Source organism: Streptococcus azizii (genome assembly GCF_001984715.1).
GTDB classification, from domain to species: domain Bacteria; phylum Bacillota; class Bacilli; order Lactobacillales; family Streptococcaceae; genus Streptococcus; species Streptococcus azizii.
In genome coordinates this window covers 46,794-61,490 of the sequence record NZ_MSPR01000015.1, presented here as the reverse complement: position 1 = coordinate 61,490, position 14,697 = coordinate 46,794, and the positions used below count along the sequence as shown (strand labels likewise).

Annotated in this window: 15 protein-coding genes; 4 read left to right on the top strand and 11 right to left on the bottom strand. The window is 41.3% G+C overall.

Annotated elements, in window-relative coordinates; all coding sequences use genetic code 11:
- Positions 1-213: 213 nt before the first annotated feature.
- The 3 genes from tsaD to tsaB are packed head-to-tail and all read right to left on the bottom strand — an operon-like array spanning position 214 to position 2,349.
- Positions 214-1,236, bottom strand: coding sequence for a tRNA (adenosine(37)-N6)-threonylcarbamoyltransferase complex transferase subunit TsaD (tsaD, locus tag BVE84_RS07965; protein WP_076996512.1), 1,023 nt, complete (start codon positions 1,234-1,236; stop codon positions 214-216).
- Positions 1,226-1,666, bottom strand: coding sequence for a ribosomal protein S18-alanine N-acetyltransferase (rimI, locus tag BVE84_RS07960; RefSeq protein WP_076996511.1), 441 nt, complete (start codon positions 1,664-1,666; stop codon positions 1,226-1,228). Before rimI ends, tsaD begins: the two co-directional genes overlap by 11 nt.
- Positions 1,663-2,349, bottom strand: coding sequence for a tRNA (adenosine(37)-N6)-threonylcarbamoyltransferase complex dimerization subunit type 1 TsaB (gene tsaB, locus BVE84_RS07955; RefSeq protein ID WP_076996510.1), 687 nt, complete (start codon positions 2,347-2,349; stop codon positions 1,663-1,665). Before tsaB ends, rimI begins: the two co-directional genes overlap by 4 nt.
- 446 nt (positions 2,350-2,795) lie before the next feature.
- On the opposite strand from tsaB, the gene BVE84_RS07950 reads away from it, so the two are divergent.
- Complete coding sequence (locus tag BVE84_RS07950; protein ID WP_076996509.1) at positions 2,796-3,026, top strand: DNA-dependent RNA polymerase subunit epsilon; 231 nt, start codon at positions 2,796-2,798, stop codon at positions 3,024-3,026.
- Between the two features lie 3 nt (positions 3,027-3,029).
- The gene (rnjA, locus tag BVE84_RS07945) at positions 3,030-4,706 is read left to right on the top strand and encodes a ribonuclease J1 (protein WP_076996508.1); all 1,677 of its coding nucleotides are present in this window, start codon (positions 3,030-3,032) and stop codon (positions 4,704-4,706) included.
- 510 nt (positions 4,707-5,216) lie between these two features.
- On the opposite strand, the gene BVE84_RS07940 is transcribed toward rnjA, so the two are convergent.
- From BVE84_RS07940 to BVE84_RS07920, 5 genes are all read right to left on the bottom strand, one after another.
- Entirely contained in the window at positions 5,217-6,419 is a 1,203-nt protein-coding gene (locus BVE84_RS07940; protein WP_076996507.1) for an IS110 family RNA-guided transposase, read from the bottom strand.
- Positions 6,420-7,063: 644 nt separating this feature from the next.
- Positions 7,064-8,410 carry a type I glutamate--ammonia ligase gene (glnA, locus tag BVE84_RS07935; protein WP_076996506.1) on the bottom strand — a complete coding sequence of 449 codons (1,347 nt, stop codon included), beginning with the start codon at positions 8,408-8,410 and terminating at the stop codon, positions 7,064-7,066.
- A gap of 51 nt (positions 8,411-8,461) precedes the next feature.
- Entirely contained in the window at positions 8,462-8,821 is a 360-nt protein-coding gene (locus tag BVE84_RS07930) for a MerR family transcriptional regulator (protein ID WP_076996505.1), read from the bottom strand.
- Between the two features lie 75 nt (positions 8,822-8,896).
- The gene (locus BVE84_RS07925) at positions 8,897-9,412 is read right to left on the bottom strand and encodes an FUSC family protein (RefSeq protein WP_076996504.1); all 516 of its coding nucleotides are present in this window, start codon (positions 9,410-9,412) and stop codon (positions 8,897-8,899) included.
- 215 nt (positions 9,413-9,627) lie between these two features.
- On the bottom strand, positions 9,628-10,020 hold the full coding sequence (locus tag BVE84_RS07920) for a hypothetical protein (protein WP_076996503.1): 393 nt from the start codon (positions 10,018-10,020) through the stop codon (positions 9,628-9,630).
- A 736-nt stretch (positions 10,021-10,756) separates the two neighbouring features.
- Here BVE84_RS07920 and BVE84_RS10760 point away from each other — a divergent pair.
- Both BVE84_RS10760 and BVE84_RS10885 read left to right on the top strand, forming a co-directional pair.
- Complete coding sequence (locus BVE84_RS10760; RefSeq protein ID WP_135017493.1) at positions 10,757-11,113, top strand: hypothetical protein; 357 nt, start codon at positions 10,757-10,759, stop codon at positions 11,111-11,113.
- A gap of 2 nt (positions 11,114-11,115) precedes the next feature.
- Positions 11,116-11,292, top strand: a complete 177-nt coding sequence (locus tag BVE84_RS10885; protein WP_158072010.1) for a hypothetical protein — start codon at positions 11,116-11,118, stop codon at positions 11,290-11,292.
- Between the two features lie 193 nt (positions 11,293-11,485).
- On the opposite strand, the gene BVE84_RS07910 is transcribed toward BVE84_RS10885, so the two are convergent.
- The 3 genes from BVE84_RS07910 to BVE84_RS07900 form a co-directional block, all read right to left on the bottom strand.
- Positions 11,486-12,685 (bottom strand): phosphoglycerate kinase, encoded by a 1,200-nt coding sequence (locus BVE84_RS07910; protein ID WP_076996501.1) that lies wholly within the window; start codon positions 12,683-12,685, stop codon positions 11,486-11,488.
- A 142-nt stretch (positions 12,686-12,827) separates the two neighbouring features.
- The gene (gene gap / locus BVE84_RS07905) at positions 12,828-13,838 is read right to left on the bottom strand and encodes a type I glyceraldehyde-3-phosphate dehydrogenase (RefSeq protein WP_076996500.1); all 1,011 of its coding nucleotides are present in this window, start codon (positions 13,836-13,838) and stop codon (positions 12,828-12,830) included.
- Between the two features lie 186 nt (positions 13,839-14,024).
- A complete protein-coding gene (locus BVE84_RS07900) occupies positions 14,025-14,642 on the bottom strand; it encodes a hypothetical protein (RefSeq protein ID WP_135017492.1) in 618 nt (205 codons plus the stop codon).
- Positions 14,643-14,697 lie beyond the last annotated feature (55 nt).

Here is a 14,697-nt window from a genome sequence, read left to right as displayed (position 1 = left end):
TCATAATAGCAAAGTGAAAAACTTTCTTTGTGAACATCCATTCCGATGAAAAGTGTGGTAAAATGAAACATATAAGACCTCCAATTGAGTGTGGTAATTCCTGTTAGAAGTTGATTGTTTTTTTATTCTAGTGTACAGGTAAATCCACGAATTCTCAACTGGGGGTCTTTACATATTGTCTATAATGGAAAAAGAGCCTTTGGCTCCCTTATGTTAACACTTCTCTTCTTCTAGCGTATCAAAGGCTAAACTCGGCTTAGCATTTAACTCCAAAGAAGCCAAATTGTTCTTATTCCATTCGCTAACTGCTGCTAAGGCAATCATACCTGCATTGTCACCACAGAGACGAAGCGGGGGAATGACGACCTCTACATCTGTTATTTCAGCTGCCAACCGCTGTCGTAATCCTTGATTTGCGGCAACCCCTCCCGCAACTACTAGAGTCTGGACAGGATATTTCTCCAAGGCTTTTTTGGTCTTGGCCAGTAAGATATCTAAGACGCAGGCCTGAAAAGAAGCTGACAAGTGTTCATTCGATAGCTCTTCCCCTCTTTGCTCAGCATTATGGTAGAGATTGATGAAGGCAGATTTCAAGCCTGAAAATGAAAATTCCAGATTATCCTCCTTGACCATGGCCCGTGGAAAGTCATAGAGTACCTCCCCCTTATGTGCCAATTCATCAATGACGCGCCCTGCTGGATAGGGTAGACCCATGACACGCCCCACCTTGTCGTAGGCTTCTCCAACCGCATCATCACGTGTTTCTCCAACAATTCGATAGTCCCCTGGTCCTGCCACATAGACCAATTCTGTATGCCCCCCCGATACCAATAAAGCAAGGAGAGGGTAGGTCAATTCTTTGACACTACGCGCCGCCATCAAGTGTCCTGCCATGTGGTTAACAGGAATCAAGGGTAGATTATTCGCCCAGGCAAAGGCTTTCGCTGCTGATAAGCCCACCAACAAAGCACCGACTAAACCTGGCCCATGGGTTACCGCAACCGCTGTAAGGTCACTCGCTATAATACCAGCCTCCAATAAGGCTTCCTCCATACAAGCCGTTATCACTTCGACATGGTGACGACTGGCCACTTCAGGCACCACTCCACCAAAACGCTTATGGCTTTCGATTTGACTAGCGATCACATTGGACAGTAGCTCTGCATCATTTTTTAATACCGCAACCGAGGTCTCATCACAAGATGTCTCAATCGCAAGAATATACCTATCGTTCATCTTTTTCTCTTTTCATCACAATGGCATCTTCTATCGGATTATGGTAGTAATCCTTTCGTTTGCCAATTTCCACAAATCCATAGCGCTGATATAAGCGCTTTGCACGCCGATTGGAGGCACGCACCTCCAAAAATACCGTACCTAAAAACGAATCCAGTCTCTCTAACAGATAACCTGCAATCCCTTGACCTTGAGCATCTTTTTGTACAGCAAGTTGCAAGATTTCCCAGTCCTCTACTAGCTGCTGGACAGCGAGAAAACCAAGAATAGTCCCCCCTTGCTTTGCCAGATAATAAACCACATCTGGCTGCGCCAAGTCTCTTTCCATCTGCTCCATCGTCCAAGGCGAGACCCGATAAACATCTACCAAAATGGCATGGAGGGCTTGCGCTATTGCCGAGTCCCCATCATACTTTTCTACTTCAATCATACCCGCTGAATATAGCTTTCCCTATCGTTTTCTTTATGCTCTTTAAGCCAATTTTCCTCTGCCTCAACCCGCTTGAGGTAATGTGGCTCAAACGATATGACCTCACTCGTTGCAGCGACTTCTCCGTCTAAAGCCAGCTGATAAGCAGACGGCAGAGTCTCTTGATAGCGAGCCTTAGGTAGAGCTCCTCTAATCTGATCGATGAAAGCTGCGACTTCTCCGACAAAGGTTACCTGACCGTAAACGCTGACCTCTTCTAGCAGGCTCTCAAAAGACAGATAAGCATCCGATTTGACGGACTGCCTCTCTTCATAAAAGCCAGCATATACATGATTTCTACGTGCATCAATAATCGGCACGACCAGACCAGCTACACCTTTTGGCACCAAGGTCTGTAGACTTGAAATCCCGACCAAGTCGATACCTAGTGTATAGGCCAAGGTCTTTGCCGTTGCCACTCCAATCCGCAATCCTGTATAAGAACCTGGTCCTTGCGCTACCACAATTCTCTCCAAATCGGCCGGTTGCCAACCGACTGACTGCATCAAAAAGTCAATCGTTGGCATCAGGCTGGTGCTATGATTTTTCTTGACAGCAAGGGTCATTTCTGCCTGCAACCGTTCATTTTCCACCAAGGCCACCGCCAAGGCTTGATTAGAGGTATCAAATGCTAATACTTTCATCTTTCACTCTCTTTACTTGATTCTTGTCCTCTCTATTGTAAGCTATCTTGGAATTTTTTTCAAATAATGAAAAAAATGGGATACGATTCCCCAATCTCTTATATTTTTCCCTTCTTTTCAACTGCTCCAGCAGGAGGAGGACACACTTCAAGAGATGATTCACCCATTGATAAAGGAGTCGATGCGATCGATCTATCACCGAGAGAAAGGAAAAAGTGCTTTTCATTTTTACATAGCAGCCATTCATTTATTTCTGAAAACCATTACACTTTTCATTTCCCTAGCAATTCCTTTTACCAATACCATTTTTATGATATAATAGAGAGTAATATACAGACTGAATAAATTGGCAACTCGTGAAAATTGAATAGACGTTACCAAATAGAATCAACTGTTTGGTGCTTTTTCATAGTTACCAATCAAAAAGAAAGGAACTATCTGATTATATGATTTACAAAGTATTCTACCAAGAAAAAAAAGACGCCACCCCACGTCGCGAGCAAACACGTACGCTTTATCTAGACATTGAAGCTCAGACGGAGTTAGAAGGCCGCATCATCGCCCGTCAATTAGTAGAAGCGCATACTACCTACAACATCGAATTCATCGAACTGTTGTCTGAAAATCACCTTGAGTATGAAAAAACTCACGCTGATTTTAGTATTACGGAGTTTTAATCCATGTCAGTTCATCTAAAATCTCAAGAAGTTGGCGTATTCGCCATTGGTGGTTTAGGGGAAATCGGTAAAAATACCTATGGAATCGAATATCAGGACGAGATTATCATCGTTGACGCAGGGATCAAATTCCCCGAGGACGACTTGCTCGGCATTGACTATGTGATTCCTGATTACTCCTATATCGTTGATAATATTGACCGTGTTAAGGGGGTAGTCATTACCCACGGTCACGAGGACCATATCGGGGGAATTCCTTTTCTGCTCAAGCAGGCTAATATCCCTATCTATGCTGGACCACTTGCCCTCGCCCTCATTCGTGGCAAATTAGAAGAACATGGACTCTTGCGCGATGCTACTCTCCATGAAATCAATCACACTACTGAATTGACCTTCAAACAATTAAAAGTGACCTTTTTCCGTACAACCCACTCGATCCCAGAGCCTCTCGGTATCGTAATTGATACTCCTCAAGGGAAAATTGTCTGCACAGGCGACTTCAAGTTTGACTTTACACCTGTAGGAGAGCCAGCCGATTTGCATCGCATGGCAGCGCTCGGGGAAGAAGGGGTTCTCTGCCTATTATCTGATTCGACAAATGCGGAAGTCCCAACCTTTACCAACTCAGAAAAAGTTGTCGGTCAATCAATCATGAAATTGATCGAAGGTATTCATGGACGAATTATCTTTGCCTCCTTTGCTTCCAATATCTTCCGGCTGCAACAGGCAGCCGATGCGGCTGTAAAAACCGGGCGCAAGATTGCAGTATTCGGACGCTCTATGGAAAAAGCCATTGTCAATGGCATTGAGTTAGGCTATATCAAGGTTCCGAAAAACACCTTTATCGAGCCGAATGAAATTAAAGAATATCCTGCTAGCGAAATAATGATTCTCTGTACTGGAAGTCAGGGAGAACCCATGGCTGCCCTTTCTCGTATCGCACATGGCACCCATCGTCAGGTTCAATTACAACCTGGTGACACCGTGATTTTCTCATCTAGCCCAATCCCAGGCAACACCACTGGTGTCAACAAGCTAATTAACATCTTAATTGAGGCTGGTGTAGAAGTCATCCATGGTAAAATTAACAACATCCATACTTCTGGACACGGCGGACAGCAAGAGCAAAAACTCATGCTCCGCTTGATAAAACCAAAATTTTTCATGCCCGTCCACGGTGAATACCGCATGCAAACCATTCATGCCCAGCTCGCCATGGATACCGGCATTCCTAAAGATAACATTTTTATCATGGAAAACGGAGATGTGCTTGCTCTCACAAAAAACAGCGCTCGTCTAGCTGGTCATTTCAATGCTCAAGATATTTATGTAGACGGAAACCGCATCGGAGAAATCGGAGCGGCTGTCCTTAAAGATCGGAGAGACTTGTCAGAAGATGGAGTAGTCCTAGCTGTTGCAACCGTGGATTTCCAATCGCAAATGATTCTTGCAGGACCAGATATCCTCAGCCGAGGCTTCATCTATATGCGCGAATCGGGTGACCTCATCCGCGAAAGCCAACGCCTCTTGTTCAATGCTATTCGCATTGCGCTCAAGAACAAGGAAGCCAATATCCAATCGGTCAATGGAGCCATTGTCAATGCACTCAGACCCTTCCTATATGAAAAGACAGAGCGCGAACCCATCATCATTCCGATGATTCTTACACCAGATAAGTAAAAAGGTCCCAGGGACCTTTTTTGAGCCTATAAACACCACTATCCGATGGAGAGTTTCTTATCCTTAATGAGCTTTGTACCTTGATTAGAAGATAAGCTACGGGAAGTAAAGCAAAGAGGATACACTTATACTCTTTAACAATCAAAAGGATACGTTACCAAGAGTCTCGGTGAGTGAGAACCTCCACTGGAGCTTTTCACTCGTCGCATCTCCTATTTTCGCTTAGACCTTTTAACGTCCTCACATCTTGTGTAATTGAGTTCAGCCTAAAACCTCGGAAAAAGATAGGCAGCTGTTTCGGCTTTAGCCGATTACAGATGAGAATCCCTTTTCTACCATTTGTCAAGCCTATCAAGGTTTTAGAGAAAAAATAATTTTCATACAGTCATCAAAATAGGGAAATGACCTTACTTTACACTAAAGATTTACATAAAAAGTGTATACAAAACCAACACCTTATTTTGTGATTTTTTTGAAATAAGGTGTTACAATAATATGGCATAAACAATTTTACTGATTTTGGATTAAAGTGTAATCGTAAAGTTTGTTATGCGTTATGAGGTAATACATTGTCCGAATGAGACGATGTATGGAGGCAATCGTGTGTGGCTTGGTTGAAGTCGTTTGCGATTGTCTTTTTCGTTTCTCATAAAAGTCTGCGATATGGCAAGGATTGGTGTGACTGGCTGAAGCGATATTGTGAATACGCTTGAACAGAATCTTTCTAGCATAGGGATTCCCACGTTTGGTGATGTGTTCCTTCGCTAAAAAGTTGCCAGATTCATAGTGTCTCAGGTCAATCCCGATAAAGGCGTTAATTTGATTGGCAGACTGAAAACGGCGAATATCTCCAAGTTCACCAATAATACTTGTTGCAGTTGTCTCAGCGATACCAGGAATAGAAAGTAGAATGTCATATTCTGGTAAGGGTTGAGCTAGTTCCACCATTTCGTCTAAGACTGCTTGTCTCTGTTCAAAAAGTCTAAGCAATTCTTTTGCATAGTAACGGACCTCTTCCAGTATTGGAGAGGTTTTCTTGACGGCACAATAAGATTGATTAGCTAGTGCTGTAAGCTTCTCGGCTAAGTATGCCACACGTTTGTCAGAAATCCGTTTTGAGGTGGACAGACGGATGCTCTCTGAGAGTTCATCCTTGCTTAAATCAAGCACGAAGTCCTTGCAAGGAAAGGCTATGACCAAGTTCCAGTATTGTTCACCAGTTGGCGTTGATAAAAGAGTCTCCAATTCTGGGAAAGTGACCTGCAAGACCTTGTGTAGGCGGTTTTTAGCTCGAACGATGTCCTCAGTTAAGTTCTGATAGAATCGACTGAAATCTCGCAGATGTTGATAGACTTCTTTCTGGATATAAGTCGGTTTACGATTCAGTACAAACTGAGACTGAGCCAGTTTTTCAGCGTCAATTTGATCTGTTTTTCGCACACGCAAACTATCCAGTTGCTTCTTGGCTTCTAAGGGATTGAGTCGCGTATAAGCGTAGCCGTGTTCATCCAGAAAAGCTTGAAGACGGCGGGAGTAGACGCCTGTTGCTTCAAAGATGATTTCTGCCTTGTGGACGGTTCTCAAATCGCCAAGTAGCCGAGAAAAGCCAATGGCATCATTGGACATCGTGTAGCGATGAACCTTCTCACCGTTGACTAGAATGGCCACTTCTGAACTTACCTTACTCACATCAATCCCGAAAACTGCACGCATGATAGTACCTCTTTGTCTTGAATGATTCCTTGTTTTAGTGATGTCATTTTCAATACTCGACGTCTGGCGTCCCACATACTTTGATAACATTCTTCCTAAAACAGGTGTCTTGCCAGTTTAGTTTACGACGTCTAGCGTCAAAGGATTCTACGACTTAACAAGACACTTCTACTTTATCATAAAGAAAAAGTAGTGAGTACTCTCTCCCGTCGGAGATTTCCTCACTACTAATCTTAGTATGTTTAGTGGATAGGCAGCTGTTTCGGCTTCAGCCCATTACAGCTGAGATTGCAACAGTTCGGTGAACTGTTGCAACTGGTCACCTAGAAACACGAAAGTGACCACAGAAGTTTGAACCAAGAAGCAGGAAAGCTAGGAAATAAGATGGAACTATTGAGAAAAGTCGTGACTTTTCTTATTTCCAGCTTGAGGCTAGGATAAAAGTCCAGCTCCAAATAGAAAAAACGAACGAATATGACATTTGTAGTCTCACAAATTTAATTTCGTTCGTTTTTAGTTGTTAATTGTAAGCTTCGTAAAACTTATAATAAGGAATTTCAAAAATCAAAATCTTTTTGTCCCAGCCTCAACTGCCTTCGGCTTCAATTATAAGGAAATTAGCGGTGCTAATTTCATTTCCACTGTTAATATAAATCTAAATAATGATCAATTTCCCACTGTGAAACATAGGTCGCATAGCTTGCCCATTCAATCTTCTTCGCTTCAACGAAGTTTGTGAAAATATGGTCTCCCAAGGCTGCTTTCACAACCTCATCTTTTTGCAAGGCCTTGATGGCATTGTGAAGCGTTGATGGCAAGTCCACGATTCCTGCTCGTTTCCGTTCAGACTCAGTCATCGCATAGATATTTGACTCAACTGGTGCTGGTGCTTCAATCTTATGTTCCACCCCGTCTAAACCAGACTCTAGTAAGACTGCCATAGCCAAGTAGGGATTCGCTGTTGGATCAACCGAACGCAACTCCAAGCGAGTCCCCATCCCACGAGATGCTGGTACACGAATCAATGGCGAACGATTACGACCAGCCCAAGCGATGTAAACAGGGGCCTCAAACCCTGGTACTAAACGCTTGTAAGAGTTCACCGTTGGATTCATAATCGCAGTATAGCTATAGGCATGTTTCATCAAGCCACCCAAGAAATGATAGGCTGTTTCTGACAACTGCATCCCACGAGAATCGGTTGGATCATAGAAAGCGTTGTTGCCTTGGCTATCAAAGAGTGACATATTACAGTGCATTCCAGAACCTGCAATGCCAAATTTGGGCTTTGCCATAAAGGTCGCATATAAACCATGCTTACGAGCAATGGTTTTCACAACCAATTTGAAGATTTGAATATTATCACAGGCTTTCAAGACATCTGCGTATTTGAAGTCAATTTCATGTTGCCCTACCGCCACTTCGTGGTGGCTAGCTTCGACTTCAAAGCCCATTTGAGTCAAGACGTTGACAATCTCACGGCGGGTATTATCTGCAAGGTCCGTTGGGGCAAGATCAAAATACCCTCCCTTATCATTCACCTCGAGCGTTGGATTGCCATTTTCATCCATTTTGAAGAGGAAAAATTCTGGCTCTGGCCCTAAATTAAAAGAAGTAAACCCTAGTTGCTCCATGTGGCGCAAGGCTTTTTTCAAGTTCCCACGAGGATCTCCTGGAAACGGTGTCCCCTCTGTCGTATAAATATCACAAATCAAACCTGCTACACGACCGTTTTCATCCCCCCAAGGAAAAATGGTCCACGTATTCAAATCAGGATAAAGGTACATATCTGATTCATTGATGCGGACAAAGCCCTCAATGGAAGACCCATCAAACATCGCCTTATTTGATAACACCTTATCTACTTGTTCGTCAGTGGCTGGAATCTCAACGTTTTTCATAATCCCTAAGATATCCGTAAACATCAAGCGAATGAAAGTGACGTTCTTCTCTTGAATATCCCGTTTGATATCCGCTACTGTAATTGACATAAATGGTCTCCTTTTATTGTTCAAAAATAGAATTTCTATCCATATGGATGGCTAACGAAAGATACTAGTAGGGTTAGAAAAGCGCCCTTGATTGCGAAGTTCATCACGGAGAATTCGTCGCACATCTTCATCCGTCAGACTTTCAGCCTCTTTCTGAGATCTAGTCTGGCGATTCGCATACTCTTTTTTAATCGCTGCAATATTGAGGCCTTCATTTAGAAAATCCTTGATTTCCAATAACTGGTCCATATCGTTCAGCGAGTAGAGTCTACGATTTCCTTCATTGCGGTCTGGATGAATCAAGCCCTGTTCCTCATAGTAGCGTATCTGGCGAGCGGTCAAAGCTGTCAATTTCATGACACTACCAATCGGAAAAACTGCTAGAGATCTACGAAATTCTTTCTCTCTCATGATTAGCTCCTTTCTGCCTACCATTATAGGAGAATTTTATGTATTCGTCAATATTTTATGTTACATTTTATGACATTATTCGTTTTGTAATCGCTTTTTTATTTTGTCTATATCTGAATTCACCAAAATGGCCACAAATACACCAACGAAGGTCTCAAACACACGGATAAAGACATACTGAATGGCATTTCCAGACGGAATAGATAGAGTGATAATCAAAAGAGCCGCTACCCCACCGATAATACCTGATTTGTTATTCATGGCTACATTTGTCATAATGGTTAGCATGACACAAATCGGCACAACCAGTAAGGTCACTAACAGGTGTTCCTGAAAGCATTGATTTAGAATAAAAAAAATCAGAGCATAGATACCACCAATCGAATTTCCAAGAATACGTGATGCCCCGAAATGCACACTCTTATCAAAATCCTCACGCAAACTAAAAACCGCTGTCAGAGCTGCAATCTGCGCTCCTTGACGACTGAAAAAACCAAAGAGTAAAATCACTAAAAAAACTGCTACCCCCGATTTTAAGGTCCGCATCCCCAACTTAAACTCTTTCGGATTAAAGCGATATTGTTTAAACATATAAAGCCCCCATCTCCTTATCCTGACCAATCTGCTTCCCTATTATTATACCACTATTTTTTAAAACTGTACCTCGCTAACCAGTCTGAGAAAAGAGAAGAGGGCCTTCTCCCTACAATGAGCCAAAAGATACGAAAAAGGCTGTACCTCTGTCTAGCAGAGCAGTACAGCCTTTTAACATCCAACTTTTAAGGTGGATACAATGATGATGCCCCCTATTTTTTAACATATTTTAGAAAGGCAAGATAAGCAAGAATTAAAAATAAGAGGTATAAACAAAGGGACACACTATTGATGGCAAACCGTTCAATTTGAAGCAGCTTCAAAACTTCTGAACAGATGCCATCTAAAAAGCCAGAGAGAATAAAGGTCTTCATCGTTTTATGATAGAAAAAATAAGTATAAATAATTGGAGTATAGGCTACCTTTAATGACAGGAAAGAAACGTCTCTAAAACTAAGCGATAGCAGAATAAGCAGGAAAACGACATTTATCTGGCTTTGTAAAAAACTATTAGCAAGTTTTAAACTATCAATCTGTCTGATGATACTTCCAGATAAAATAAGTAAACCTGCTATTCTAACACCAAAACATTTTATCCGTTTCATACACCAACCCCCTCTCTATTTTTCTATCATGTTACTCCTGTATTCCTTTCTTCCATTCTCTAAAACTTTTAGCAGGAATACAGAACTATCTGTTCCACCTTTATTATAACACTAAAAGTTAATAGGTGCGAGCATTCTCAAAAACATTTAATCGTTTGCTTGTTTTTTATATTTGATGTTTAAAGTTCTATATCGATACACAGGAACACAGATACATAGGCATAAAAATAGTTGACATGCTTCATTTTTAGGGCTATAATGAAATTGAAAAAGTATATTTAAATTAGATGATTTTCTTCGTCAAAAGAAATCATATCTATTAATAAGACTCTACATAGAAAAATTCATCTTAGTGATTACCTTCTTAATGGTGTTACTTGTTAGAAAGGAGAACTACAAAAAATCAAGTATCACCTGTAGTCATGTTACATTTTATTATAAGGAGACATAAACCATAGGCTTAAAAAAACTTATTGCAATCATTCCCTTAGTCCTATTATTATTTTCTCTTTCAAACAATGATAGAATAGTTTACGCAAATGACATTGGTATACAAGATATTCTTACTAATTCTGTTGAGGCAGTCGAAGTTTCAAAAGAACAGATTATCTCTGAGTATGTAAAAACAAACGATATAAGTTATGCAGAGGCCTCAAATTTACTATTTCCCCCTAAAACAAATAGAAATACATTATTTAGAAACTTCCAAAATGATGATGAGAAGATTTCTTATGTTATGTTTCGGTCCGCAGCACAATATACAACACGTACACAAAATATTCCTGGTAATGCAGGTCAAGTATATTTTTATTGCGAAGTGTCTACAAGCGGATGGTTCAGAGAAATAAAACGGATTATTTATGCTGGTTATAATTCTGGAAATTATGTTTTTAACGGCAGTTTTCAATACCATTTAGCAGACCCCAATATCATTCATTATACCTTGAACGGAGGTCTTTATTCTAACACAACAACAACTGTTTCTACTGGAGGAGGGGTTGGACTTGGGGAAGCTGCATCAGTAAATATCTCTGTTTCATCTACAAGCAATTACGTTCGCAATTTATACTATCATGGTTCTATAGGATATTAGCTATGAAAAAATTAATTTTATCCATTCAGATAATACTATATCTTGCATCACCCTTTATATCTTTGCGTCTAGCCATATTAACTGGTGCTACAGATAACATGTTTTTACTGTTGGTTTTATTACTTTCAGTATCCCAATGGTTAGCCATCAAAACAGTCGCTTCTTTTATTGATAGCTAATTAAAGCAATCTATTGTAGCTGATTAATAAAACATCTCAGGGAGAACGAAAATCGTTCTTCCTTTTGATTATGGCTTGAAGCCATAACAGTTAAGCTGGGCTTTTGCCCAGCTTAACTCCATCTTATATTTAACTAATTGACTGCAATCCACATGGAGATGTGCAATCAATTCAAAACTCTTTGACTTCCTGCCTATTTTTCAGTCAAGGCTGCAAGACCTGGCAAGACTTTTCCTTCTAACAACTCCATTGAGGCACCACCACCTGTAGAAATCCATGAGAACTTGTCTGCACGACCAAGGTTAATCGCTGCCGCTGCTGAGTCACCACCACCGATGATTGATTTGACTTCTGGTTGTTTGACAATGGCATCCATCACACCGATTGTTCCTGCTTGGAAGTCAGGATTTTCAAAGACACCCATAGGCCCATTCCATACAACTGTTTTCGCACCTGTAAGAGCTTCATCAAATTTTGCGATTGATTTTGGACCGATGTCAAGACCAAGGAAACCTGGATCAACGGCTTCGCCTTCTGTATCTTTTACTTCTGTATAGTCTGCAAAGGCATTTGCTTCTTTTGAGTCAACTGGCAAAATCAATTTCCCATTCGCTTTTTCAAGAAGTGACTTGGCTACATCCAGTTTATCTTCTTCCACAAGGGAGTTCCCGATTTCGATTCCTTGTGCCTTGTAGAATGTATAGGTCATTCCACCACCGATAAGGACCTTGTCTGCCTTTTCAAGAAGGTTTTCAATCACACCAATCTTGTCAGACACTTTTGATCCACCTAAAATAGCTACGAATGGACGGACTGGGTTTTCAACTGCTTCTTGGATATAAACAATTTCGTTTTCAAGAAGGAAACCTGCAACTGCTTGTTCCACATTTGCTGAGATACCTACGTTTGAAGCGTGCGCACGGTGAGCGGTACCAAATGCGTCATTGACAAAGATACCATCTCCAAGAGAAGCCCAATACTGACCCAATTCTGCAGCATTTTTTGACTCTTTCTTACCATCAACATCTTCAAAACGAGTGTTTTCAACCAAAAGAACTTGTCCATCTTCTAGGGCATTGATTGCTGCTTCAAGCTCTGCACCGCGGGTAGCTCCTGGAATAAAGACAACGTCTTGACCCAATTTTTCTGCCAAGTTCGCAGCGACTGGAGCCAGAGACTTCCCTTCCTTATCAGCTTCTTCTTTCACACGACCAAGGTGAGAAAAGAGTACCGCACGTCCTCCTTGCTCAAGAATATACTGGATTGTAGGAAGTGCTGCTGAAATACGATTATCATTTGTAATCACACCGTCCTTCAAAGGGACATTAAAGTCAACACGAACAAGGACTTTCTTCCCTTTTAAGTCAACGTCTTTTACAGTAAGTTTTGCCATTTTACAAAGACTCCTATTCTTTATTTTTTACTCCTTCATTATACCATACTTTCGGAAATTATGGGAAAGATTTCACAAAAATTCTCACTAGAAAGCACGCTCACATAAAAAAGGAGGTCAACCGACCTCTCCTTTTATATGATTATTTTGCAATTTTTGCAAAGTACTCAAGAGTACGAACAAGTTGTGAAGTGTAAGACATTTCATTGTCATACCAAGAAACGACTTTCACCAATTGTTTGCCATCAACATCAAGAACTTTTGTTTGAGTTGCGTCGAACAATGACCCGAATGAAATACCCACGATATCTGAAGAAACGATTGGATCTTCAGTGTAGCCGTAAGACTCATTTGAAGCAGCCTTCATTGCAGCATTTACTTCGTCAGCAGTAACGTTCTTCTCAAGAACTGCTACCAATTCAGTAACGGATCCAGTTGGAACAGGAACACGTTGTGCAGCTCCGTCTAATTTACCATTCAATTCTGGAATAACAAGACCGATTGCTTTTGCAGCACCAGTTGAGTTAGGAACGATGTTTGCTGCTGCAGCACGAGCACGACGAAGGTCGCCACCACGGTGTGGTCCATCAAGAACCATTTGGTCACCAGTATAACCGTGGATTGTAGTCATCAAACCTTCTACAATACCAAAGCTGTTGTGAAGAGCTTTCGCCATAGGAGCCAAACAGTTTGTCGTACATGAAGCACCTGAGATAACTGTTTCAGTACCGTCAAGAATGTCGTGGTTTGTGTTGAATACAATTGTTTTCACATCGTTTCCACCAGGTGCAGTGATAACAACTTTCTTAGCACCGTTTGCATGGATATGTTGCTCAGCTTTTTCTTTAGAAGTGAAGAATCCTGTAGCTTCAAGAACGATTTCCACGCCATCAGCTGCCCAGTCAATATTTCCTGGTTCGCGTTCTGCAGAAACCTTAACGAATTTTCCGTTTACTTCAAATCCACCATCTTTTACTTCAACAGTACCGTCGAAACGACCTTGAGTTGTGTCATATTTCAACAAGTGTGCAAGCATTGCTGGATCTGTAAGGTCGTTGATGCGTGTTACTTCAACACCTTCTACATTTTGGATGCGACGGAATGCAAGACGTCCGATACGACCGAAACCGTTAATACCAACTTTAACTACCATGAATGATTTCCTCCTTATGAAAATCGAGTTCTTTTATTTTAAAAGGGTACCCTTTTAATCCTTTTGTGAAAATCTTAACTTGCAAACATACAAGTCACCTTTCAACATTTTTATTATATACCTATTTCGCAAAAAATGCAAGTTTTTGATCAGCAGAAAATCAATCTGCTCTCTCCATTCACTCTTCTATCTTAGTTCCTCTAAAATAGGGAGATAATCCTCAAAACTCACCTTATCTAAACCATATCGAATCTCTGGAGCAATGCCTGCAATATATGCCAGAACAGGACTTACATCCTTAACTGGAGCACCTGGCCCCAGCTTCACCGTCCTTTTCTCATCTGACTTAGTGATAAAGACAAGCTGCGGGTCATCTCCCACAATAGCCTGACCACGACGTTTAACCGCTGCAGTCCTCTCATAGTAGATACTAGCTACCGTATCCAGATCGATAAAGTCAAATTCCCAGTTACTGATAAAATAGCCTTTATAGACAGCCAGATAGAACTCTTGGTAAAAATCTGCTTTCTCTGGTAGGGCAGTAACACCACCTGGCAATTCTGGAAACAGTTGTTCAAATGCAGCATAGCGGGCAATTCGCTCCTTCACCTTACCATACTCTACTACCGATAACACAATAAAAACGAGGACAACGACTAAGGGAATCCCTACTGTAAACAAGCTCGTATCCGTTCCTGCTGATGCATCAGTAACAAATATTTTCCAAAATATTCCACCAACCAAGGCAACAAAGGCCGTCCAAATAAGAGGTGTCAGTAGAAAACCTGTATTTTTCTTCATCATTCAACTCCTTTATGCATCGTACCAAAAAGAGGATGGGGGAGAATTAAGCCCCTCA